Origin of the sequence: Rhodoferax potami (assembly GCF_032193765.1) — a bacterium.
GTDB classification, from domain to species: domain Bacteria; phylum Pseudomonadota; class Gammaproteobacteria; order Burkholderiales; family Burkholderiaceae_C; genus Allorhodoferax; species Allorhodoferax potami.
This window is the reverse complement of record NZ_JAVBIJ010000001.1, coordinates 2,979,752-3,001,523: the sequence shown is the minus strand read 5'-3', so window position 1 is coordinate 3,001,523 and position 21,772 is coordinate 2,979,752. Positions and strand designations below refer to the sequence as shown.

The following is a 21,772-nucleotide window of genomic DNA, read 5'->3' as shown; positions in this document are numbered from 1 at the left end:
CCGTAAAAAAGGCAGCGCGGCTGCCGTTGCAGAAATCCCTCAATGGGAGCCCTCAGCATACAGCGTGCCCATGACCACAGGGGCGGACAAAGTCACAGAAATCACAGTTTTTCCAGGCCCGTAAAATCTGCGCATGCTTACTGTCAAACACGAACTTCTGCAGGCGCTGGCCGCCTGCCTTGAAAAACTGTCTCCCGGAGCCGGCCCCAAGGCCGCCTTCGAGTCGCCCAAGGTGGCGGCCCATGGCGATTTCGCCACCACGGCGGCCATGCAATTGGCCAAGCCGCTCAAGATGAATCCGCGCCAGCTTGCCGAAACCCTGCGCACGGAGCTACTGGCCACCCCGGTGTACCAACAGTGGGTGCAAGACGTTGAAATTGCCGGCCCCGGCTTTATCAACATTCGCCTGAAGCCAGCTGCCAAGCAGGAAGTGGTGCGCGAAGTGCTGGGCCAAGGCTTGCGCTTTGGCTACCAGGCGGACAGCGGCAAGCCGGTGTTGGTGGAGTTTGTGTCGGCGAACCCGACCGGTCCGTTGCACGTGGGCCACGGCCGCCAGGCGGCGCTGGGCGACGCTATCTGCAACCTGTTTGCCACCCAAGGCTACAAGGTGCACCGCGAGTTTTATTACAACGACGCCGGCGTGCAAATCGAAACGCTCACCAAGAGCACCCAACTGCGCGCCAAGGGCTTCAAGCCGGGCGACACCTGCTGGCCCACCGACCCCGATAACCCGGAGAGCAAGGCGTTTTACAACGGCGATTACATCCAGGAAATTGCCAACGATTTTTTGGCCTGTGCGACCGTCAAGGCAGACGACCGCGAGTTCACCGCCAATGGCGATGTGGACGATTACGACAACATCCGCCAGTTTGCGGTGGCCTACTTGCGCAACGAGCAGGACAAAGACCTGCAGGCCTTCAATCTGCACTTTGACCAGTACTACCTCGAGTCCAGCCTGTACACCAGCGGCCGTGTCGAAGCGGCGGTGAACAAGTTGGTATCCAACGGCAAAACTTATGAGCAGGACGGCGCGCTGTGGCTCAAGAGCACCGACTACGGTGACGACAAAGACCGCGTCATGCGCAAGAAGGATGGCACCTACACCTACTTCGTGCCCGATGTGGCGTACCACATTGCCAAGTGGGAGCGTGGCTTCAGCAAAGTGGTGAACATCCAGGGCACCGACCACCACGGCACGATTGCCCGGGTGCGTGCCGGGCTGCAAGCGGCCGATGTCGGCATTCCCCAAGGCTACCCCGACTACGTGTTGCACACCATGGTGCGCGTGGTCAAGGGCGGTGAAGAGGTCAAGATCAGCAAGCGCGCCGGCAGCTATGTGACGCTGCGCGACCTGATTGAGTGGACCAGTAAAGATGCAGTGCGTTTCTTCCTGCTGAGCCGCAAGCCGGACACCGAATACACCTTCGATGTGGATTTGGCAGTGGCCAAAAACAACGACAACCCTGTCTACTACGTGCAGTACGCCCACGCACGCATTTGCTCGGTGCTGGCGAGCTGGGGTGGCGATGTGGCCCTGCTCAAGGGGGTTGACCTGTCTGCCCTCGAGAGCCCGCAAGCCCAGGCCCTGATGCTGCTGTTGGCAAAATTCCCCGAAATGCTGACCGCCGCTACTGAGGGCGAGGCGCCGCATGACGTGACCTTCTACCTGCGCGAATTGGCGGCCAGCTACCACAGCTACTACGATGCCGAGCGCATTCTGGTGGATGACGAGGCGGTCAAACTCGCGCGCCTGGCGCTGGTCGCTGCGACTGCGCAGGTGCTGCACAATGGCCTGGCGGTGCTGGGCGTGAGCGCTCCGCAGAAGATGTAATTTCTCTGAGAAAGCAAGGCATGAAGAACGAGCGTGGCGGAACCCTGGTCGGGTTCATCGTAGGCGTGGTGGTGGGCTTGGGCGCAGCGCTGGCGGTGGCGGTTTACGTCACCAAAGTGCCTGTGCCTTTTATGAACAAGAGCAACAGCCGCAGCGCCGACCAAGATGCTGCCGAGACCCAGAAAAACAAAAACTGGGACCCGAACGCGCCGATGTACGGCAAAAATCCGGTCGGGGCTGTGCCTGCTACCAGCGTGCCGGGACTGGCCGCTTCCAGCCCGAGTGCGCCGAGCAAAGTTTCTGAGGCGAAGTCGCCGGCTGTCGACGCCAAAACGGATGCCAAATCCGAAGCAAAGTCAGAAGCGAAGACAGATACCAAGGCCGATGCCAAAACAGCCGCCAAGCCGGATGCCAAAGCAGACCCCAAAGCCTCTGCCGATCCTTTGGGTGATCTGGCAAAGGCCAAGGTGGCAGCCTCAGAGTCGGAGGTGTTCTCTTTCTGGGTGCAGGTGGGCTCGTTCCGTACTGCCGAGGATGCAGAAAGCCAGCGTGCCAAGCTTTCGTTGAGCGGTATTGAAACCAAAATTTCTGAGCGCGAGCTATCGGGTAAACCGGTGTTCCGGGTCCGGGTCGGTCCTTTCGAGAAGAAAGAGGATGCGGACAAGGCCAAGGAAAAGATGGACAAAGCCGGTTTGGAAACAGCGCTGGTGCGCGTGCAGCGCTGAGCCAGAGCGGGAACTTTGGGCGCGGTGCTTGCTCACACAGCGCCTCTATGGAGTCTTTTTGATATGAAACGTCGTGCATTTACCCATGTCGCTGCTGGCGCCGCCTTGAGCGCCGCCGGAACCTGGTCTTCTTTGGCTCAAGCCCAGGCGAAAAAGCCAGAGGCCGGTACCGACTATCAGGTGGTAGATCCCCGCGCGCCGGTCGAGGCGCCCGCAGGAAAGATCGAGGTGGTGGAGTTCTTTTGGTACAACTGCCCGCACTGCAACGCGTTTGAGCCGGCATTGCAGGCCTGGACCAAAAATCTTCCCAAAGATGTGTCGTTCCGCCGTGCGCCGATTGCTTTCCAGGAAAGCTTTGTTCCCCAGCAGCGCTTGTTTTACACACTGGAGGCCATGGGCTTGGTGCCCAAACTCCACGCCAAAGTGTTTGCCGCCATCCATGTGGAAAAGCAAAACCTGGCGCGGCCCGAGGCCATCGTGGAGTGGATCAGCCAACAGGGCGTGAACCGAGAGCAGTTTGTGGCCCAGTACAACTCATTCACAGTAGCGACCAAGGCCGGCAAGGCACTGCAATTGCAAAACGCCTATAAGGTGGAAGGCGTGCCGGCCCTCGGTGTGGCGGGGCGTTTTTATACCGACGGCTCCATGGCCGGCAACATGCAGCGGGCCTTGCAAGTGGTCGATGCATTGATCGCCGACCAGCGCGCAGGACGCGGCTAATACCCAAGCCCTGCACTAGGCAAACCTGTGGCGCTTGGCCTCAGGTGCGGGGCTAGAATGAATTTTTATTCATCGTTGAGGAGTCTGTCGTATGTCTAGCCAGAAGTTCCGTTTGGTCACCCGTAGCGATTTCGATGGCTTGGTGTGCGCCGTTCTCCTCAATGAATTGGACTTGATTGACGACATCAAGTTTGTCCACCCCAAGGATATGCAGGACGGCAAGATCGAGGTCTCTGACCGCGATATCACGACCAACCTGCCGTATGTGCCGGGCGTTCACTTGGCGTTTGATCACCACGAGTCTGAGACGCTGCGCAACACCGGCGAGCGGCCGAATCACATCATCCTGCCTCATGCCGATTCGGCGGCCCGCGTGGTCTATGACCACTATGGCGGCGCCAGCCGCTTTCCGGCGCGCTTCCACGACATGATGGAGGCGGTGGACAAAGGCGACTCTGCCCGCTTCAGCCACGATGAAATCATGAATCCCACAGGCTGGGTGCTGCTGAATTACCTGATGGATTCGCGCACCGGCTTGGGCCGATTCCGTGAGTTCCGGGTCAGCAATTACCAGCTGATGATGGATTTGATCCAATACTGCCGTCACCACGGTATCGAGCAGATCCTGCAGCTGCCGGACGTGGTCGAGCGGGTCGAGCTCTATTTTGAGCATGCAGCCAAGGCCAAAGAGCAGCTCTTGCGCTGCTCTACCGTGCACGGCAATCTCTTAGTGCTGGACTTGCGCAATGAGGACATCATTTACGCAGTCAACCGGTTCATGGTGTATGCCCTGTTCCCGGACACCAATATTTCTATCCACGTGTTGTGGGGTCTGCAAAAGCAAAACACCGTGTTTGCGACCGGTAAATCGATCACCAACCGCAGCTCCAAAACCCATGTTGGCGAATTGATGCTGAGCTACGGCGGCGGCGGTCATGCCAATGCCGGCACCTGCCAAGTGGATAACGCCCAAGCCGCCGAAGTGCTGCAAGCACTGATCCACAAAATTAACGCAGACGGCTGAGTACTGCGGGGGCAGGAGCCGTGAAGTGCTCGGTACAATGAGCCGAGCGCTCTTCGAGCAAGTTTCGTGCCCCTATGAAAAAAATTGTGTTGTCCCTGTCGGTTCTGCTGGTCTTGTCGGGCCTTGTGGGCAGCGTTCGCGCCGAAAAGGCGGACCGCAATAAGCCCATGAATGTGGAGTCCGACGCTTTGCGCTACGACGACCTCAAACAAGTCAGCATCTTCACGGGCAATGTGATCCTCACCAAGGGGAGCATCTTGATCCGGGGGAGCCAGATCGAGGTTCGCCAGGACCCCGAAGGCTATCAATTCGGCTTGGTGACCGGCTCACCGGACAAGCAGGCCTTTTTCCGCCAGAAGCGCGACGGCATCGATGAGTACATCGAGGGCGAGGGCGATACGATCGAATACGACGGCAAAGCCGATACCGTGCGCTTCATCAAAAAAGCCCAGATGCGCCGTTTGCGCGGCGCAACGCTGGCGGACGAGGTGACCGGTGCGGTCATCCTCTATGAGAACCTGACCGACCGTTTCACGGTGGATGGTGCGCCCAAGACAGCCGCAGCCCCTGCAGGGCGGGTGCGAGCCATGTTGACACCCAAGCCCGAGCGGGGCACTGCGGCGCCGATTGCCAGTGGTGCTGAACTCAAAGTTACGCCCCAAATCGAGAAGGTCGGCCAGTGAACGACCTCGTCAAAGACACCCCGGACAGCAGTGCCGGGCGGCTCGAAGCCCGCCATCTGCAAAAGTACTATGGCAAACGCCAGGTCGTGAAAGATGTGTCGCTGGCGGTTCGCACCGGCGAGGTGGTGGGTTTGCTGGGCCCCAATGGCGCGGGTAAAACCACGTCGTTTTACATGATCGTGGGTTTGCTGCGAGCCAGTGCGGGCGATATCACCATCGACGGCCAAAGCATCGAGCACATGCCGATTCACCGCCGTGCCCGCCTCGGCTTGGGCTACTTGCCGCAAGAAGCCTCCATCTTCCGCAAGCTCAATGTGGAAGACAACGTGCGCGCCGTGCTGGAGCTGCAGCGCGACGATGCCGGAGCCCCTTTGAAGTCCGATGAAATCGAACGCCGACTGACTGATTTGCTCCAAGAGCTCCGGGTGGAGCATTTGCGGGAATCGCCCTCGCTGGCCTTGTCCGGAGGGGAGCGCCGTCGTGTCGAAATTGCGCGGGCGTTGGCCACCAGGCCCCGCTTTATCTTGCTGGATGAGCCCTTTGCGGGTATCGACCCGATCGCGGTGATTGAGATCCAACGCATCATCAACTTCCTGAAGGCCCGCGGTATCGGCGTGCTGATCACCGACCACAACGTGCGTGAGACCCTGGGTATTTGCGACCACGCGTACATCATCAGCGACGGGCATGTGCTGGCAGAGGGCACGCCCTCAGAGATCGTGAATAACGCCGATGTGCGCCGGGTGTACCTCGGTGAACATTTCAAGATGTAGATGAAACAAGGTCTCTCGCTCCGAGTTTCGCAGCACCTGGCACTCACGCCCCAGCTGCAACAATCCATTCGCCTGTTGCAGCTCTCCACCCTGGAGCTCAGCCAGGAAGTGGAGCAAATGCTGGATGAAAACCCGTTTCTGGAGTTGACCGAAGAGCGTGCCGAGCGCGAGGACTTCGGGCTCGATACGGTCGATGCCACGGTGAGCGAAGGCGATCGCCTGAGCGAGCGAGAGCCTGATTTTGCTATCAATTCAGTAGCTGAGTACGCAAGCAGTACGAGCGCTAGCAGCACAAATGAGGAAGAGTCCTCGCCCTTGTCTAGCAGCGACGAACCCAGCTGGGAGGGCGACGGCACGACCGAAATGACCCCGGACGATGGCGAATGGGGCGTTGACGCGAAGGCCAAAGCCAACAACCTTGACGACGACGAGCAGAAAGACGCCACCGAACTGGCGCGCTCGGGCGAGTCATTGCAGATTTTTTTGCACCGCCAGGCGGCGGGCTTGCGCCTGAGCCCTGAGGATGCAGCGGCCCTGCGGTTCTTGATCGAGTCCCTGAACGACGACGGTTACCTCGAGGAGCCGCTGGCGGAATTGGCTCAAAGCCTGCACCCCGGTGACGAAGAGCAGCTCCATGAGCTGGTGCACCACTTCACCGTTGCACGGGGCTTGCTGCACAGCCTGGAGCCGGTGGGGGTGGGCGCGCGTGACCTGGGCGAGTGTTTGCGCCTGCAGATCCAGGCCCTGTTGCAAACCGCGGATGACGATGGCGAATGGGCCCGCATCGAGGTGCTGCAGGTGGCGTTGGCGATTTGCCAACAGCCCATGGAGTTGTTGGCGCGCCGGGACATCAAGCGTTTGGTGCAAGCCGGCGTCGGGAGCGACGCGCTGGTGCGCGAAGCCATTGCCCTGATTGCCCGCCTGGAGCCCAAGCCCGGCCGCCGTTTTGTGGATGTTGAGCGCAACATTGTGGTGCCCGATGTGCTGGTCGTGCCGATCGGCAGAGTGGGTGGCGCCGCCAAGTTTCGCGTGCAGCTCAACCCCGATGTGATGCCGCGGCTTAAAGTCCACGACATCTATGCCAACGTGCTGCGCAACCACAAAGCCAGCTCCAGCCATGCCGGGCTGCAGCAGCGATTGCAGGAAGCACGCTGGTTCATCAAAAACATCCAGCAGCGCTTCGACACGATTTTGCGAGTCAGCACCGCCATCGTCGAGCGACAAAAGAATTTCTTCACCCACGGTGAGCTGGCCATGCGCCCTCTGGTGCTCCGTGAAATTGCTGACGAGCTGGGTCTACACGAGTCCACCATCAGCCGCGTCACGACCGCCAAGTACATGGCCACGCCGTTCGGCACCTTTGAGCTGAAATACTTTTTCGGCTCCGGCCTGGGCACCGAGAGCGGTGGCAATGCGTCCAGCACCGCGGTGCGGGCGCTGATCAAGCAATTTATTGCCTCCGAGAGCCCCAAAAAGCCCTTGAGCGATAACCAGATTTCCGACATGCTCAAAGAGCAGGGCATTGAATGCGCCCGGCGCACCGTGGCCAAATACCGCGAGGGGCTGAAGATTGCCCCCGCCTCACTCCGCAAAGCGCTATGAACCAATTGACTCTTTTTCTCCCCTGCGCTGCCGGCGTGGAGGACTATCTTGCCCCCGAAATTTTGCAGATCACCGGTCTGCCCCCGGGCTGTATCACCAAGCAGCGCGGCGGCGTAGCCGTGCGTACCGGGTTTGAGCATGCAATGCTGCTCAACCTCTACAGCCGCCTGGCCCAGCGGGTGCTGGTCTTGGTGTCGTACACCGAGTACCGCAGCGAGCAGGACTTGTACCGCGCTGCCATGCAAGTGGCGTGGGAGCGCTGGTTCACGCCGCGCGAAAGCATCAAGGTCGAGGTCACGGCGCAGCACAGCCCCTTGACCTCGTTGAACTTTGCTGCCTTGAAGGTGAAAGACGCAGTCTGCGACCGCTTCCGCGAAGTGGCGGGCGGCGTGCGCCCGGATGTGAACACCCAGTGGCCGGATGTACGCATCTTCGCCCACCTGACCACCGACAGCTGTTCGCTTTATATCGATACCTCGGGTGAGCCCCTGTTCAAGCGCGGCTGGCGCGAAGATAAGGGCGATGCGCCGCTCAAGGAAACCCTCGCAGCCGCCATGATCGCCGCTAGCGGCTGGGCCTCGGGCGATGCCGATTTGCTGCCCCTCTATGACCCCTGCTGCGGCAGCGGCACGGTGGTCATTGAAGCAGCCCAGATTGCCTGCAATATTGCAGCAGGTTCGCTGCGCCGCTTTGCGTTTGAGAAGTACAAGCCTTTCCGATCGGAAGAGTGGGCTGCTATGAAAAAAGAAGCGGCAGAGGCCGTCGTGAAGCCGGAGCCAGGTCAAAAAGCCTTGATCTACGGCAGCGATGTGTCCTTCCGGATGGTCGACTTTGCCGAGCGCAATGCGCAGCGCGCTGGTGTGGCTGATGTGATCGAGTTCCGCGGCGGCGATGCTTTGCAGCGCATGCCCCCTATTGATGTGAGCGACACCGGGGGTGGCGTCATGTTGATCAACCCACCGTATGGCGAGCGTATCGGTATCAGCGGCGTGGCGGGTGAGGGCGAAGGCGCCCGCTATGGCGCGCGTGAGCTGGCGGAGACCGATGAGGGCGTGGACTTTTTCAACCAGCTGGCCAGCCACTGGAAGAAAAACTACAGCGGCTGGACCGCCTGGATGCTCACCCCCGACCTCAAGCTGCCCAGCAAAATGCGCCTCAAAGAGTCGCGCCGGGTACCGATGTGGAACGGCCCGCTGGAGTGCCGCCTGTTCAAGTTCGACATGGTCAAGGGCCGGCTTGCCAAGCCCGGTACACCGGCTCCCGATGCCTGAGATGGCGCCGGGCATTGTGCTCGACACCAACATCGTCCTCGATTTGTTGGTGTTCAAAGACCCGCTGACCCAGCCTTTGCAGACTGCTTTGAGCACAGGCGCGCTGCGGTGGATTGCGACTCCCGCCATGCGGGACGAGCTGGAGCGGGTGCTGGCCTACCCGCAAATCGCCAAACGTCTGGCGTTTTATGCCCTGCTGCCCGAGGCGGTGCTGGCCGCGCGCGATGCGCTGGTACACACCGTGGCGGTGGCCGACAAGGCCCCGGTGACCTGCAAGGACCCGGATGACCAGCGCTTTATTGACCTGGCGGTCGCCCATCGGTGCACCGTGCTCAGCAAGGATCACGCGGTACTTTGCATGGCAAAAAGACTGCTAGCGCTCGGTGCGCGTGCGCGTGCTGCTATTTAAAGCATAGCAACTCAGAATCCGGGCTGGCTGACGCCTTTGGCCAAAGGGTGGGTGGCTACGTCCGGCGCGGTGCGTGGGATCGTGATGTCTACCCAGGTCCCCTCGCCGAGCGAGCTTTGGACCTGGATACGCCCTCCAAGAATATTTGTCACCAGGTTGTAGACCAGGTACATCCCGAGCCCGCTGCCGCCGCGGCCGAGTTTGGTGGTGTAAAAGGGCTCAAAAATGTGGGCCAGGTTGGCCGCCGGAATGCCGCAGCCGTTGTCCCGGTAGTGCAGCAGGATCTGCTCACCCTGCGGTTCAGCCCGAATCACCATTTCGCCGGCCACATCGGCTGCAAACGCGTGGTGGACCGAGTTGGTCAACAGATTGGTCATGATCTGCTCCAGCGGGCCGGGGTAGCTGTCGAGCTCTAGGTCAGGGGGGATATCGAGTGTGACCGTGTGGCCCTTCCCTTTGAACAGCGGTTGAGTGGTGTGCAAAATTTCCTGCATGACCTCCAGCAAAGAGAAATGGCGCCTGCGCGAGCTGGTCTGGTCCACTGCCACTTCTTTGAAGTCGCTGATCAGCTTGGCCGCACGGGTGGCGTTGCGCTCGATCAACACGCTGGCTTCTTGCAGGCGGAGTGCGCCTTTTTCAACGTCGCCCCGTCGTGCACTGCCAGAGAGCAGCTTTTGGGAAAACGAGGCAGCATCTTCGGTCAAGGTGCTTGCGACCGCCAAGACATTGCCGATAGGCGTGTTGAGCTCATGGGCCATGCCGGCCACCAGGCTGCCGAGTGCGGCCAGCTTTTCACTTTGCAGCAGCTGACCCATCGCGCGCTGCAGCTCTGCATTGCGGGTCTCTACCCGGGCTTCAAGTTCACGGTTCAGGGTTTCCAGATCGGTTTGGATGAGCTTGAGCGGCGTGATGTCGATCATGGTTTCAATCGCACCGGTGATGGTGCCGTCTGCGTCACGCAGCGGCGATGCGCAGAAGCGGCCCCACATGCCTTGGGTCTGGTCCGCATTCGTGAAATAGCCTTCGCCCTCCAACGCTCCGGGCACGTGGGTGCTGGCTCGCAGGTTGTCGCCAAAGAAACGGGTGATGTCATCGGCCTTGGTACCGTCGACCAGCACATCCAGCAGGCAGGGGCGTTTGGAAGGGTAGATGCCGCGCCAACTGTCGGTAGTGCCCACCACGTCTTGCGCTTTGACGCCGGTCAGGCGCGTCATTTGCGGGTTCCAGAAAGTCACGCGGTGCTGGGCGTCAATGGCAAACACCGCCACCGGGAGGTTCTCGTAAATCTGCCGGATGCGGTGTTCCATCTCTTGCGCCAGCGACTCGGCCCGCTTGCGGTCGGTGATATCGCGCAGGTTGATGACCGCACGGTTGGAGGTACCCACCTGCAGTTCGATCGCAGAGACCTCGGCCCAGAACACGCTGCCGTCTTTGCGGCGGAGCTGGGCCTCAGTCGCCTGTGTCGGGGTCAAGGGGGCGGCCCCCGCCTCCACGCGCAAATCTTTGAACTGCAGTTGCCGTGCCTCGATGGCGGTGTAGCCGAACATGCCCAGAAAGCGCGGGTTGACCTCGACCGTGTGCCCACCGGGAAGCGCTTGGATCAGGATCCCGTCCGGGCTGTGGTCAAACAAGTCGCGGTAGTTTTTTTCGCTTTGCCGTAGTGCGCGCGCTGCGATCTGGCGGCTGCGAATGCCGTACAGCAGCAAGCCGATGATGATCAGCAGACTCCCGAACAATGCGGCCAGCCACACCAAGTAGGGGCGCAAGTCTTCGAGCGGGTTGGGCGGTGGGTTGAGCACCACCGCATCAGGCGGCAGCAGGTCCGGGTCTATGCCCCAGCGCTGGAGTTGCGGGTAGTCAAACGTGGCCTGTACCGGGGCTGCTTTCATCGGCAGGGGTTGAGGGGCGCTGCCGCTGATGAGCTGCTTCGCCAGTTCCCCCATGGCCTGCCCCTGGGCGAGCCCCGACACCAAAAAACCACCCAGAATCCCGGGCCGCATTGCGACATCGCGGGTTACCGCGACCGGCGCTCGCGAGGCGCTGGCCCAGAGGTCTGCGGCCTCCTCGTGGCTGAAGAGGGCGCCGTTGGCATCCCGGTTGAATGGCAGCGCAAACACCAAGTCCTGCGGCCCGAGTTGTGCCAAGCGCGCTTGCACCGCGGCGGCGGGCAGGTCGGTCAGGTATTCCACCTCCAGCCGTGGCTGGGCGGCCAAGCCTTCGCGCAGAGTCTCGACCTGGGCCAGGCTGGTGCGGCTTTGGTCGTGTACCACCACAATGCGCCGGGTGGCGGGGAGCATTCGGAGGACCACCGTGAGGCTGCTGCCCACGTTCACATCGTCAAACACGCCGCCGATACGGGTTTCGCGAGCCAGTGCTTCCGAGCGGCTGATCGCCACGCCAGAGAACAACACCGGCACTTGCGGATAGTGGCGTCTGCGGAGTTGCAAAGCGAGGTCCAGGGCATCATCGTCCGAAGCCAGGATCAAGGCCGGAGCAGAGGCCCCGATCTTGCTCATCAAGACCGCTTCTACCAGGCGGAAATGCTTGTCGCTCGGCGCGACGCGTTTCGTGTCGAGGTACTCGATTTGCAGGTCAATCGGCGGCGCGACCCCCTCGAGGGCCGTCCGCACACCGGCGAGTTGCGCATCGCTCCAAGCCATGCCCGGGTGGTACGACACCAGCATCAGCACCCGTGTGCCGTCTCCGGCCAGGGCCGGAGATGCGACGCACCAGAGCCACGTCATCAGCCATAGAACTCGCCTGTAAAACGCTGCCGGCCGGAACTGCATTATTCGGGGCGGAGCGCAAAACTGTGGGCCTGTGCCCGGGGCCAGGTTTGGCGGTAGATCAAGGGCAAGCTGGCTACCGATTCGCCCAGCAAGGCGCCGTTGGGCAACTGCGTCAGGATGAACTGTGCCAGCGAGCGGACCTTGTTGTCGCTGCGGCGCACGATGTGGTGGGCCGTGATTTCGTTCGGGTGGTACACCCCCACGGCTTGCACCATTTCCTTGAGCGCAAACAAGGTCTGTTGGTGGAAGTTGTAGACCCGATCCGCCTTGTCAGGCACGACGAGGCTTTGCTGTCGCAGCGGGTCTTGGGTGGTCACGCCTGTGGGGCAGTGGCCTGTGTGGCAGTGTTGGGCCTGGATGCAACCCAAGGCAAACATGAAGCCCCGCGCGCTGTTGCACCAGTCGGCCCCCAGCGCCATGTAGCGGGCCACATCAAATGCGCTCACCACTTTGCCAGCTACCCCGATTTTTACGCGATCCCGCAGGCCCACGCCCCGCAAGGTGTTGTGTACCAGCAGCAGACCCTCTTGCACCGGAGCACCCACGTGGTCGGTGAATTCGAGCGGTGCGGCTCCCGTGCCGCCCTCGGCACCATCCACCACAATAAAGTCCGGGGTGATACCGGTTTCCAACATGGCTTTGACCATGGCAAACCACTCCCACGGATGGCCGATACACAGCTTCATGCCGGTCGGCTTGCCACCCGAGAGGTCGCGCAAGCGGGCAATGAATTGCATCATTTCGATCGGTGTGGAAAACGCGCTGTGTGAGGCCGGCGAAATACAGTCCACCCCGACCGGCACGCCGCGTGCCTGCGCAATCTCAGGGGTGACTTTGGGGCCCGGCAACATGCCGCCATGGCCCGGCTTGGCCCCTTGGCTGAGTTTGAGCTCAATCATTTTGACCTGCGGGTCGCGGGCGTTGTCTGCGAATTTGTCGGCGTTGAAGCTGCCGTCGTCATTGCGGCAGCCGAAGTAGCCTGACGCGACCTCCCAGATCAAGTCGCCACCATGCACCCGGTGGTGGGTTGATATCGATCCTTCGCCCGTGTCGTGGGCAAAGTTGCCCCGCTTGGCGCCTTTGTTGAGCGCGAGGATGGCATTGGCACTCAGCGACCCGAAGCTCATGGCCGAAATGTTGAACACACTGGCTGAATAGGGTTGGGCGCTGTGCTCGCCGATGGTGATGCGGAAATCATGCGATGTGATTTTGGTGGGCGACACCGAGTGGTTGACCCACTCGTAGCCATCGGCATGGACATCTAACTGGGTGCCAAAGGGCCGCTTGTCCGGGTCCCCCTTGGCCCGCTGGTACACCAGTGAACGCTGAGACCTGGAGAACGGCGTGGCCTCGTTGTCGCTCTCGATAAAGTACTGGCGTATCTCCGGCCGCACAAACTCGAGGATGAAGCGCAGATGACCGATGATGGGGTAGTTGCGCAGAATAGATCGTTTGGTCTGGCGCAGGTCGTACACCCCCACGCCGACCAGCAAGCCGGTGATCAGCAATGAGCCGAAGCCCACACCGAACACCAACACGCTGAAGACGCTCAGCAGCAATGCGAAAACACTGAGCCCCAGCACGGTATAGCGAATCGGGAAAACGGCATTCAGGGTATTGAGCATGGCATGGCACTCCTTCGGAGAGACAATACCAGCCTGCACTCTCTTTGCACAGCTTATGACCACCAATACACCGACCGAATCCGCAACTGATCTGGAAATGTCCCAGGGCTACAGCCTGAGCCCCGAGGAATTTGATGAAATTGACACCATCCTGGACGATCTGCGGACCCGCCATGACGAAATTCCCCAATGGGAATTCTGCGAAGGCTTTATGGCCGCGCTCGTGGTTTGCCGTCGCCCGATTGCGGCTGACGAATATTTCCCGGTGCTCCTCGACATGGAAGTCCCGGCCGCCGGCGAAGCCGGTGGATTTACGGATGCCGCGCAAGCCGCGCGTTTCATGGCCCTCTGGACCCGCCGCTGGGACGATGTCGTGCGCGGTCTGGGTGTGGAAATCAACGGCCTGGATGACGAAAACGCCTACCACCCGGAGGTGATGGATGTCCGCGGTGCGGTCGCCTCTTTGCCGGAGGAAGACCGCGCCAAGATGGAAGGCGAAGACTTGCCTTCGTTCGGTCAAGTCTGGGCCTTGGGCTTTATGTTCGCCGTGGAATCCTGGCCGGAAGAGTGGGCCGCCCCGCGCGACAAAGAGGCGGAAAAGTGGCTGGACGCCTCCTTGCAAGCCATCGTCGCGCTCACCGAAGACGACACCGACGAACCCACCATCTCGGTGTTTGACGACAACGGTCCGGCCAGTGTGAGCCAGCGCCGCATCAATGACTTTTCAGATGCCGTTTGGGCGGTCTACGACCTGCGCGAACTCTGGCGCAATTTCGGCCCCCGTGTCGAGACCGTGCGCAAGGAAGCTGAACCCGGCCGCAATGACCCGTGCCATTGCGGTAGCGGCAAGAAGTACAAGAAGTGCCACGGCGCTTAAACCAGCTAGGTCACCACGGCAACTCCGTGCCATCGTGATTGATGAATCCGCCGCTCTGCTCCGGCTGCAGTTGGTGGATCACTGTCAGCAGGCGTTCGGCGGCGGCGTCTGGTGTGCGCACATCTAGTCCGGTTTTTGCAAACGGGGTGGACAGGCCGGTGTCCACCGTGCCCGGGTGCAGGGCGACACACACGGCATGCGGGTGGCGGCGCTTTAACTCAATGGCTGCGGTGTGCACCAGTTGGTTGAGTGCCGCTTTGCTCGCGCGGTAGCTGTACCACCCGCCCAGCCGGTTATCGCCGATGCTGCCCACCTTGGCTGATAAGGTGACGAAAGCCGTTTTCCCTTCGCGGGTCAACAGCGGCAAAAAGTGCTTCATGAGCAGCGCCGGCCCGATGGCATTGATGGCGAAGCTGTGCGCCATGTGCGCGGGGTCGAGCTGCTGCCAGCTTTTCTCCGGGCTCCAGGTGTCGTTGTGCAGAAAACCGGTCGCATCCAGCACCAGCCGGACGGGTAGACCGGTGGCTTGAATAGCCTGTGCCGATGTCCGGATGCTGTCTTCATCCAGCAGATCCAACGCTGGCGTCGTGTGGCGCCCCAAGCCCCAGACTGTTTCAAACTGGCCAGAAGCCTCCAGGCTGCGCAACAACGCAGCGCCGATACCGCCGCCGGCGCCAATGACGATGGCGCTTCCGCCACGGGGCAAATGGGTGATTCCGGTGCCCTCATCCATGAAAAAACTCCTTCAAATGGCGCGCAGTGAGCTCAGGGAGCTCTTCGGGGATGAAGTGGCCTGCGGCCATGGCCACGCCGGTGACTGTCGCTGCGCATTGGGCCTGCCACAGTGTCAGCGGATCAAACAGGCGGTTCACCACGCCCCGCTCGCCCCACAACACCAAGGTGTTGCAGGCAATGCGCCCAGCCCCGTTCGGCAGTGCCCGGCTGGCGCGGTCGTGTTCGAGGTCTATGCCTGCGCTTGCCCGGTAGTCCTCGCACATGCTGTGCACCGTGCCCGGCAACAAAAAACAGCGCTCGTATTCCGCCATGGCCTGCGGCTCAATGAAGGTGGTGCCGGTGCCGCCCCAGCCGCCTAGTTTGGTGTGCAGATAGGGCAGGGGCGCACCCAGGATCATGGTCTCGGGCAAAGGCGTGGGCTGAATCAGGTGGAACCAGTGGTAATACGCACTGGCATAGGCAAAGTCGGTGGCGGCGTACATGTCCAGCGTGGGGGCGATGTCGATCACGCACAGGCCTTGCACCCGTTCCGGGTGGTCCACTGCGAGCCGGTGGGCGACGCGCCCGCCCCGGTCATGCCCGCAGACGCCGAAGCGGGCGATGCCCAGCGCATCCATCACGGCCACCATATCGGCGGCCAGTGCGCGTTTGCTGTAGTTGCTGTGGTCCGGCAGGCCGGTAGGTTTGCTGGAGTCGCCATAGCCGCGCAAATCCGGCATGACCAGGTAGAAGACCTGGGCCAACTGTTGTGCCACCCGGTGCCACAGCACATGGGTTTGCGGGAAGCCATGCAAGAGCAAAAGCGCGGGCCTGTCACCCGGCGCGTCCTGGGGTACCCGGGCGTGGATGCGCACTCCATGGACCTCGAAATCGCGTTGCTCGAAACCATCAAACCAGGACATGTGTGTCTCCATGAGTGTGCAAAACCTTGATCTAAGGCTAAGTGATTTGTAAAACAGGGCTTGTCCCGCGTGCAATAGCCACAGGCCGCACTATGATGATCAAGGGATCCACACAGGCATGACATCGATGGGCTTCACCAGTTTTCAACTGCAAGCTTTTCGCCCCAGCATCGGGGCTGCGCTACTGTCGCTGGCGTGTGCGTGCGCGCCGGCTACCGCCGAGGTGCTGCGGTTGGCGACCGGCCAGTTTGCGCCCTATGCCACCCAGGAGCGGCCTGACCAGGGTATTGCACTGGACATTGTCCGGCGCGCCTTCGCCCTGGAGGGGTTTGAGGTGGAGTACACCTTCAAGCCCTGGACCCGCACCCTCGAAGAATCGCGTGCCGGCTTGTGGGATGCCACCGCCTATTGGGGCCGCAACCCCGAGCGGGACAAAGGTTTCCTGATCAGTGACAACGTGCTGACCGAGCAGTGGGTACTGGTGTATCGCCAAAGCGCTTTCAAGGAAGCTCCGTTCGACTGGCGGGGGCTCACTGACTTGAAGGGCCTGCGCATTGGGGTGGTGCAGTCTTACACCTACACCCCGGAGTTCCTGGCTCTGCTGAAGGCGGGCACTTTGACCACGGTCACCGCGCCAGACGACCTGGCGAGCCTGCGCTTGTTGATTGGCGGGCGTTTGGATGTGGTGCCCATGGAGCGCAACGTGGCGTGCTACCTGATGCAGCACCATTTTATGGACAGCGAGGTGCAAGACCTGCGGGCGCACCCGCGACTCTTTGCCCCGAACTTCACCACCCATGTGATGTTCAGCGACAAGCTGCCCGACAGTGCGGCCCGCTTGCAGGCCTTCAACCGCGGCTTGCGGGCACTGAAGCGTACTCCCGCTTATACAGAAAAGCTCAATTGGCCGGGCTGCCGCTTGAATGCCATGGCCCCGGCGCCAGAGCGCACGCCCACCAAGCCCAAACGTTAATGCGGCCCTTTAGGTCGCAGGTGTGAGCAGCTCCACCAGCCGCGTGAGGCTGTGGTGCAGGGTCGCGGCCCGGACTGCGGCGCGGTCCCCGTCAAAGCGCTGCACGTCGCTCCACACACCATCGGGTGTGGCCCAACCGAACCAGACCGTGCCCACCGGCTTGTCCGGGCTTCCTCCGCTGGGGCCGGCTATGCCTGTCACCGACAGGGCCACCTGCGCCCTGGAGTGTTGCAAGGCACCGCTGGCCATGGCTCGTGCCACCGGCTCACTGACCGCACCGTGGGCGGAAATCAATGCAACCGGCACGCCCAGCATGTCGGACTTGGCTTCGTTGGAATAGGTCACAAAGCCGCGTTCAAACCAGGCGCTCGACCCCGCGAGGTCGGTGCAGGCAGCGGCAATCATGCCGCCGGTGCAGCTCTCGGCGGTGGTTAGCATCCATTGGCGATTGAGCATCAAATCGGCCAGTAGCGCACATGGAATATGCGCGAGCAGCTCCTGATTTGATAGCGAATGATTGGGTGTCGCGCTCACGCAAACCTCCAGATGGCAATCACCATCAGCGTGCAGCCGGCGGCCACCAGGTCGTCGAGCATGATGCCCCAGCCGGCCTTGGTCCAGGCATGGCGGTCGGTGTCGGCCTGAAGGCCGTGGAAAAGCCGGTCTGCCCAGCCCACCGGGCCGGGTTTGGCTGCGTCAAAGTAGCGGAACAGGCCGAAGGCCAGTGCCTGCCCCACCAGTGAGGTGGGGGTGACCAACCAGAGCACCAACCAGAAGGCCACGATCTCGTCGATCACGATATTGCCCGGGTCCAGCACGCCCATGTTGCGTGCGGTGACGGTGCTGGCCCACCAGCCCACCGGAATACTTAAGGCGATCAGCACGCCCCAGCCGAATTCGCCCAGCCACTGCGACAGCGCAATAAATGCCACCCAGGCCCACAAGGTGCCTGAGGTGCCGGGTGCAATGCGCGATAGGCCGGAGCCCAAGCCCAGCGCAATCACATGCGCGGGGTGGGAGAACATGAATTGGGCGGTGGGTCCAGCTGGTTTGCGCGGGCGGGGCGGGTACAGGGGTTCGCCGGTCTGGGTATCCAGGGGAATCAGGGTGACAGGTTCGCTCATGCCCCGATTATTCAACGGCGCAGGCGGTGTGCACTCAATCGTGCAGCGACTTCAGAAATTGCTGCAGCTCCGGCGTTTGCGGATTGCCGAACAGCTCTGCCGGTGGCCCCATTTCATGCACACGCCCTTGGTGCATGAAGATCACCCGGTTCGAGACACGGCGCGCGAAGTTCATCTCATGCGTCACCATCAGCAGGGTCATGCCTTCCTGCGCCAGTGTTTCCACCACACGCAGCACCTCGCCCACCAATTCGGGGTCCAGGGCGCTGGTGATCTCGTCGCAAAGCAACACCGCGGGTTCCATGGCTAGGGCGCGAGCGATCGCCACGCGCTGCTGCTGCCCGCCGGAGAGCTGGTCGGCAAAGGCATCGAACTTTTCGGCCAAGCCCACACGCTCCAGCAAGGCGCGGGCATGGGCCTCGCCGCTGGCTGTGTCCTTGGCCTTGACCAGACTGGGTGCCAGCATGATGTTCTTGCCCACCGTGAGGTGCGGGAAGAGGTTGAAGCCCTGGAAGATCATGCCCACCCGCTGGCGCAGGGCGCGCATGGCGGCTGCGTTTTTGTGGAGCAGGGGTTTGCCGTCCACCGTGAGCTCGCCGCTCTGGAATTCTTCCAGGCCGTTGATGCAACGCAGCAGCGTGCTTTTGCCCGAGCCGCTTTTACCGATGATGGCGATGACCTCGCCGGGCTCCACTTGCAAGTCGATGCCTTTAAGCACCTCGTTGCTGCCATAGGATTTGCGCAGGGCGCGGATATCAACGATGGGCATGTAACTTTCTCTCCAAAGATTTGGCGTACAGGCTCACCGGGTAGCACAGCACGAAATACATCAGCGCAACGCAGCTGAACACCAGAAACGGGCTGAAGGTGGCATTGGCAATGGTCTTGCCGACCTTGGTCAGCTCCATGAAGCCGATCACCGAGGCCAGTGCCGTGCCCTTGATGACCTGCACCAAGAAGCCCACGGTGGGCGCGACCGAAATCTTGAAGGCCTGGGGCAGGATGATGTAGCGTAGCTGTTCGGCAAAGTTCAATGCCAGGCTCTGCGAAGCCTCCCACTGACCGCGCGGTATGGACTCCACGCTACCGCGCCAGATCTCGGTCAGAAAGGCGCTGGCGTACAGCGTGAGCCCCATGCCTGCCGCTACCCACGGCGAGGTGTTGATGCCGAAGAGGCCCAAGCCGTAGTACGCCAGAAACAGCTGCACCAGCAGCGGCACGCCCTGGAAGAGCTGCACATAGCAGCTCACGAATACGGTGGCACCCGGCAACTTGCTCAAGCGCAGCATGAGCAAGAGCAGCCCGACCACGCCGCCGCCGATGAAGGCGATCAGCGAAAGCCCCACCGTCCAGCGCAGGGCCAGCAGCAGGTTGCGAAAAATGTCCCAGAGGGAAAAGTCCACCATGGCTCAGCGCCTTCCGAACACAAAGGTGGCGCCCAGCCAGTTGAGCACATGGCGCACCACAAAGGACAGCAGCAGGTACACCGCGCCCACCACCATGAAGGCCTCAAACGAGCGGAAGTTGTTGCTCTGGATCAGGTCGGCCGCGTAGCTCAGTTCCTTGGTGGAAATCTGCCCGCACACCGAGGAGCCCAGCATCACGATCACCACCTGGCTGACCAGGCTGGGCCAGATCTTCTTCAAGGCCGGTGGCAGCACCACGTAGGTGAACGTTTGCAGGCGGTTAAGCGCCAGGCTCACCGCCGCTTCGATCTGCCCCTTGGGCGTGGCTTCCAGCCCGGCGCGGATGATCTCGGTGGCATAGGCCCCGAGGTTGATCACCATGGCAATGAAGGACGCCGTTTCCGCGGACAGCTTGAAGCCCGCCGCTGGCAGCCCGAAGAAGATGAAAAACAGCTGCACGATGAAGGGCGTGTTGCGGATCAGCTCCACATACCCGCCCACCACCGCTTGCAGCCAGCGCGGTGCATGGTCCGCGCCAAAGCCGCGTGCCCGCACCCATGCGCAGCCTACGCCCAGGGCGGTGCCCGCCACCACGGCCACTGCCGTGAGTGCCAGGGTCCAGCCCACACCGGTGAGCAGCAGCGGCCACTCGGCCAGTACCGCCCCGAAGTCGAGTTCAATGCGCATGGAATGCTCTCGTCAGTTGCGTCAGGCCTTACAGGGGCAACTCACCCAGACCACGACCCAGCCACTTCTTGGCCATGGCTTCGAGCTCGCCGCTCTTCTTGGCGTCGGCAATGATCTCGTTCACTTTGGCCTTGAGCTTGTCTTCACCCTTGGCGATGCCGATGAAGTTGGGGCTGTCCTTGAGCAGCAGCTTGTACTCGGCTGACAGCTGCGGGTTCTTGGTCATCATGTTGCCGGCCACCGATGCGCCCAGGGCCACAAACTGCACCTGGCCGGCGGTGAAGGCGGCGATGGTGGCGTTGTTGTCTTCAAAGCGCTTGGTGTCGATACCTGTTGGGGCCACCTTGCCCAGCTCCTGGTCTTCCATGGCGCCGCGGGTCACGCCCACCGACTTGCCGGCCAGATCCGCAAAGCTCTTGACGGGGATGTTTTTGGGGCCGAACACCGCCTGGAAGAAGGGGGAGTAGGCCGACGAGAAGTCGATCACTTTTTCGCGGTCCGGGTTCTTGCCCAGAGTGGCAATCACCAAGTCGGCCTTTTTGGTTTGCAGCGCGGGAATGCGGCTGGCGCTCACCACTACTACCAGCTCCACCGGCACGCCCAGTTTTTTGCCGATGAGGTTGGCCATGTCCACGTCCAGGCCGATGGGCTTGAGGTCGGTGCCCACAAAGCCGTAAGGCGCAGAGTCGGTCTGCACGGCGACCTTTAGCACCTTGGATTTCATGATGTCGTCCAGCGCGGTTTGCGCTTGCACGCCAGAGGCGGCCAGCAAGGCGCCGGTGGCCAGCGCCAGGGCGAAAGTGCGTTTGTTCAAGGGGAAGGTCATAGCAGGGCTCCAAGGTAGGTTGAGGGGGATGAAGAGGATTTGTCTGCAAGGCTTGTATGCAAGCCCTGTGCCAAACGCGCAAGTTTGGGCTTGCTGCTTTCGCCCACGGGGCTGAGTGCATTGCGCAGCTCAGCCAGCGGGTCCTCGGCAGCGGGCTGCAGGCGCAGGGCGTCTTGCACGTGGCCGATGTGTTGTTGCATGAGTTGTTCGGCCAGCACCCAATCGGACTTCTCCAGGGCTTCGACAATGCGGCCGTGTTCTGCACAGGAATGGGCCGCATCGTGGGATGACTGGTAGAGCATGGCGATCAAGGTGGTGCGTGCGGTGAAGTCGCGCAGGGTGTCGGCCAGCAGGCTGTTGCCCAAGCATTCGGCCAGGCACACATGAAAATCGCCCAGCAGGTAGCTGCGCAGCCCCACATCGGTGCCTTTTACGGCGGCCTGCTCGGTCTTGATGTGCGCTTTGAGGGTTTTGATGGCAGCTTTGCTCACCTCGGTGGTGCAGCGGATCAGGCCCATCTCGATCACGCGGCGGGCCTCAAAGGCCTCGCGCGCTTCACTGAGCGAGGGCTCGATCACATACCAGCCACGCCGGCTGCTGACGGTCACAATGCCGCGCGCCGCCAGGCGGGTCAGAGCCTCGCGCACGATGGTGCGGCTGCAGTCAAACACCATGGCCAATTGCTGCTCGCCCAGGCGTGCGCCCGGGGCCAGCTTCTGGGCCATGATGGCTTCAATGATGCGGGTGCTGATGTCGGATGCGTTGGCCATAGTGCATCCGGTACAGCAGA

General features: G+C 61.6%; 22 protein-coding genes. 11 read left to right on the top strand and 11 right to left on the bottom strand.

The genetic code is table 11. The annotated features are described in order from the left end of the window. Positions 1–133: 133 nt before the first annotated feature. From argS to RAE21_RS14415, 9 genes are all read left to right on the top strand, one after another. A complete protein-coding gene (gene argS / locus RAE21_RS14455; protein WP_313881961.1) occupies positions 134–1,831 on the top strand; it encodes an arginine--tRNA ligase in 1,698 nt (565 codons plus the stop codon). A gap of 20 nt (positions 1,832–1,851) precedes the next feature. Beyond that, a complete protein-coding gene (locus tag RAE21_RS14450; RefSeq protein WP_313881960.1) occupies positions 1,852–2,556 on the top strand; it encodes an SPOR domain-containing protein in 705 nt (234 codons plus the stop codon). Between the two features lie 63 nt (positions 2,557–2,619). Beyond that, entirely contained in the window at positions 2,620–3,276 is a 657-nt protein-coding gene (locus RAE21_RS14445; RefSeq protein WP_313881959.1) for a thiol:disulfide interchange protein DsbA/DsbL, read from the top strand. Between the two features lie 91 nt (positions 3,277–3,367). Further along, on the top strand, positions 3,368–4,300 hold the full coding sequence (locus tag RAE21_RS14440; protein ID WP_313881958.1) for an exopolyphosphatase: 933 nt from the start codon (positions 3,368–3,370) through the stop codon (positions 4,298–4,300). Positions 4,301–4,374: 74 nt separating this feature from the next. Beyond that, the gene (gene lptA, locus RAE21_RS14435) at positions 4,375–4,983 is read left to right on the top strand and encodes a lipopolysaccharide transport periplasmic protein LptA (RefSeq protein WP_313881957.1); all 609 of its coding nucleotides are present in this window, start codon (positions 4,375–4,377) and stop codon (positions 4,981–4,983) included. Beyond that, positions 4,980–5,756, top strand: coding sequence for an LPS export ABC transporter ATP-binding protein (gene lptB, locus RAE21_RS14430; protein ID WP_313874275.1), 777 nt, complete (start codon positions 4,980–4,982; stop codon positions 5,754–5,756). Before lptA ends, lptB begins: the two co-directional genes overlap by 4 nt. Beyond that, positions 5,757–7,358 carry an RNA polymerase factor sigma-54 gene (gene rpoN / locus RAE21_RS14425; protein ID WP_313881956.1) on the top strand — a complete coding sequence of 534 codons (1,602 nt, stop codon included), beginning with the start codon at positions 5,757–5,759 and terminating at the stop codon, positions 7,356–7,358. Next, positions 7,355–8,629 carry a THUMP domain-containing class I SAM-dependent RNA methyltransferase gene (locus RAE21_RS14420; RefSeq protein ID WP_313881955.1) on the top strand — a complete coding sequence of 425 codons (1,275 nt, stop codon included), beginning with the start codon at positions 7,355–7,357 and terminating at the stop codon, positions 8,627–8,629. Before rpoN ends, RAE21_RS14420 begins: the two co-directional genes overlap by 4 nt. A 1-nt stretch (position 8,630) precedes the next feature. Further along, positions 8,631–9,038, top strand: coding sequence for a putative toxin-antitoxin system toxin component, PIN family (locus RAE21_RS14415; RefSeq protein ID WP_313881954.1), 408 nt, complete (start codon positions 8,631–8,633; stop codon positions 9,036–9,038). An 11-nt stretch (positions 9,039–9,049) separates the two neighbouring features. Here RAE21_RS14415 and RAE21_RS14410 read toward each other — a convergent pair whose 3' ends face one another. Together RAE21_RS14410 and RAE21_RS14405 are read right to left on the bottom strand one after the other, a co-directional pair. Then, positions 9,050–11,782: a sensor histidine kinase gene (locus RAE21_RS14410; protein ID WP_313881953.1), complete on the bottom strand. Its 2,733-nt coding sequence runs from the start codon at positions 11,780–11,782 to the stop codon at positions 9,050–9,052. Positions 11,783–11,826: 44 nt separating this feature from the next. Then, positions 11,827–13,452, bottom strand: coding sequence for an FMN-binding glutamate synthase family protein (locus RAE21_RS14405; RefSeq protein WP_313881952.1), 1,626 nt, complete (start codon positions 13,450–13,452; stop codon positions 11,827–11,829). A 55-nt stretch (positions 13,453–13,507) separates the two neighbouring features. On the opposite strand from RAE21_RS14405, the gene RAE21_RS14400 reads away from it, so the two are divergent. Next, positions 13,508–14,329: a UPF0149 family protein gene (locus tag RAE21_RS14400; protein WP_313881951.1), complete on the top strand. Its 822-nt coding sequence runs from the start codon at positions 13,508–13,510 to the stop codon at positions 14,327–14,329. Between the two features lie 10 nt (positions 14,330–14,339). Here the strand turns inward: RAE21_RS14400 and RAE21_RS14395 are convergent, their stop codons facing one another. Together RAE21_RS14395 and RAE21_RS14390 are read right to left on the bottom strand one after the other, a co-directional pair. Continuing rightward, entirely contained in the window at positions 14,340–15,062 is a 723-nt protein-coding gene (locus RAE21_RS14395; protein ID WP_313881950.1) for an SDR family NAD(P)-dependent oxidoreductase, read from the bottom strand. Beyond that, positions 15,055–15,966 (bottom strand): alpha/beta fold hydrolase, encoded by a 912-nt coding sequence (locus RAE21_RS14390; protein ID WP_313881949.1) that lies wholly within the window; start codon positions 15,964–15,966, stop codon positions 15,055–15,057. Before RAE21_RS14390 ends, RAE21_RS14395 begins: the two co-directional genes overlap by 8 nt. A 118-nt stretch (positions 15,967–16,084) precedes the next feature. Here RAE21_RS14390 and RAE21_RS14385 point away from each other — a divergent pair, with 118 nt between their 5' ends. Then, a complete protein-coding gene (locus RAE21_RS14385; RefSeq protein ID WP_313881948.1) occupies positions 16,085–16,939 on the top strand; it encodes a substrate-binding periplasmic protein in 855 nt (284 codons plus the stop codon). A 9-nt stretch (positions 16,940–16,948) separates the two neighbouring features. Here RAE21_RS14385 and RAE21_RS14380 read toward each other — a convergent pair whose 3' ends face one another. The 7 genes from RAE21_RS14380 to RAE21_RS14350 all read right to left on the bottom strand — a co-directional run bounded on the left by RAE21_RS14380 (position 16,949) and on the right by RAE21_RS14350 (position 21,752). Beyond that, a complete protein-coding gene (locus tag RAE21_RS14380) occupies positions 16,949–17,395 on the bottom strand; it encodes a CinA family protein (RefSeq protein WP_313882713.1) in 447 nt (148 codons plus the stop codon). A 74-nt stretch (positions 17,396–17,469) separates the two neighbouring features. After that, complete coding sequence (locus tag RAE21_RS14375; protein WP_087495328.1) at positions 17,470–18,063, bottom strand: phosphatidylglycerophosphatase A family protein; 594 nt, start codon at positions 18,061–18,063, stop codon at positions 17,470–17,472. A gap of 34 nt (positions 18,064–18,097) precedes the next feature. Continuing rightward, positions 18,098–18,832, bottom strand: a complete 735-nt coding sequence (locus tag RAE21_RS14370) for an amino acid ABC transporter ATP-binding protein (RefSeq protein WP_313876985.1) — start codon at positions 18,830–18,832, stop codon at positions 18,098–18,100. Beyond that, a complete protein-coding gene (locus RAE21_RS14365; protein WP_087495326.1) occupies positions 18,819–19,469 on the bottom strand; it encodes an amino acid ABC transporter permease in 651 nt (216 codons plus the stop codon). Before RAE21_RS14365 ends, RAE21_RS14370 begins: the two co-directional genes overlap by 14 nt. Before the next feature lie 3 nt (positions 19,470–19,472). Then, the gene (locus tag RAE21_RS14360; RefSeq protein WP_313881947.1) at positions 19,473–20,156 is read right to left on the bottom strand and encodes an amino acid ABC transporter permease; all 684 of its coding nucleotides are present in this window, start codon (positions 20,154–20,156) and stop codon (positions 19,473–19,475) included. A gap of 28 nt (positions 20,157–20,184) precedes the next feature. Then, positions 20,185–20,982 (bottom strand): transporter substrate-binding domain-containing protein, encoded by a 798-nt coding sequence (locus RAE21_RS14355; protein WP_313881945.1) that lies wholly within the window; start codon positions 20,980–20,982, stop codon positions 20,185–20,187. After that, the gene (locus RAE21_RS14350) at positions 20,979–21,752 is read right to left on the bottom strand and encodes a GntR family transcriptional regulator (RefSeq protein WP_313881944.1); all 774 of its coding nucleotides are present in this window, start codon (positions 21,750–21,752) and stop codon (positions 20,979–20,981) included. The genes RAE21_RS14355 and RAE21_RS14350 overlap by 4 nt, the downstream gene beginning before the upstream one ends. Positions 21,753–21,772: the final 20 nt, after the last annotated feature.

What these genes read in the sequence shown, in the direction of transcription:
- RAE21_RS14395 (WP_313881950.1), bottom strand. Translation starts at nt 15,062, where the DNA reads ATGGATGAGGGCACCGGAATCACCCATTTGCCCCGTGGCGGAAGCGCC.
- lptA (WP_313881957.1), top strand. Translation starts at nt 4,375, where the DNA reads ATGAAAAAAATTGTGTTGTCCCTGTCGGTTCTGCTGGTCTTGTCGGGC.
- RAE21_RS14350 (WP_313881944.1), bottom strand. Translation starts at nt 21,752, where the DNA reads ATGGCCAACGCATCCGACATCAGCACCCGCATCATTGAAGCCATCATG.
- RAE21_RS14380 (WP_313882713.1), bottom strand. Translation starts at nt 17,395, where the DNA reads ATGCTCAATCGCCAATGGATGCTAACCACCGCCGAGAGCTGCACCGGC.
- RAE21_RS14450 (WP_313881960.1), top strand. Translation starts at nt 1,852, where the DNA reads ATGAAGAACGAGCGTGGCGGAACCCTGGTCGGGTTCATCGTAGGCGTG.
- argS (WP_313881961.1), top strand. Translation starts at nt 134, where the DNA reads ATGCTTACTGTCAAACACGAACTTCTGCAGGCGCTGGCCGCCTGCCTT.
- RAE21_RS14410 (WP_313881953.1), bottom strand. Translation starts at nt 11,782, where the DNA reads ATGACGTGGCTCTGGTGCGTCGCATCTCCGGCCCTGGCCGGAGACGGC.
- RAE21_RS14370 (WP_313876985.1), bottom strand. Translation starts at nt 18,832, where the DNA reads ATGCCCATCGTTGATATCCGCGCCCTGCGCAAATCCTATGGCAGCAAC.
- RAE21_RS14375 (WP_087495328.1), bottom strand. Translation starts at nt 18,063, where the DNA reads ATGAGCGAACCTGTCACCCTGATTCCCCTGGATACCCAGACCGGCGAA.
- RAE21_RS14360 (WP_313881947.1), bottom strand. Translation starts at nt 20,156, where the DNA reads ATGCGCATTGAACTCGACTTCGGGGCGGTACTGGCCGAGTGGCCGCTG.
- RAE21_RS14355 (WP_313881945.1), bottom strand. Translation starts at nt 20,982, where the DNA reads ATGACCTTCCCCTTGAACAAACGCACTTTCGCCCTGGCGCTGGCCACC.
- RAE21_RS14390 (WP_313881949.1), bottom strand. Translation starts at nt 15,966, where the DNA reads ATGTCCTGGTTTGATGGTTTCGAGCAACGCGATTTCGAGGTCCATGGA.
- RAE21_RS14420 (WP_313881955.1), top strand. Translation starts at nt 7,355, where the DNA reads ATGAACCAATTGACTCTTTTTCTCCCCTGCGCTGCCGGCGTGGAGGAC.
- RAE21_RS14365 (WP_087495326.1), bottom strand. Translation starts at nt 19,469, where the DNA reads ATGGTGGACTTTTCCCTCTGGGACATTTTTCGCAACCTGCTGCTGGCC.
- RAE21_RS14445 (WP_313881959.1), top strand. Translation starts at nt 2,620, where the DNA reads ATGAAACGTCGTGCATTTACCCATGTCGCTGCTGGCGCCGCCTTGAGC.
- RAE21_RS14385 (WP_313881948.1), top strand. Translation starts at nt 16,085, where the DNA reads ATGACATCGATGGGCTTCACCAGTTTTCAACTGCAAGCTTTTCGCCCC.
- RAE21_RS14415 (WP_313881954.1), top strand. Translation starts at nt 8,631, where the DNA reads ATGGCGCCGGGCATTGTGCTCGACACCAACATCGTCCTCGATTTGTTG.
- RAE21_RS14440 (WP_313881958.1), top strand. Translation starts at nt 3,368, where the DNA reads ATGTCTAGCCAGAAGTTCCGTTTGGTCACCCGTAGCGATTTCGATGGC.
- RAE21_RS14405 (WP_313881952.1), bottom strand. Translation starts at nt 13,452, where the DNA reads ATGCTCAATACCCTGAATGCCGTTTTCCCGATTCGCTATACCGTGCTG.
- rpoN (WP_313881956.1), top strand. Translation starts at nt 5,757, where the DNA reads ATGAAACAAGGTCTCTCGCTCCGAGTTTCGCAGCACCTGGCACTCACG.
- RAE21_RS14400 (WP_313881951.1), top strand. Translation starts at nt 13,508, where the DNA reads ATGACCACCAATACACCGACCGAATCCGCAACTGATCTGGAAATGTCC.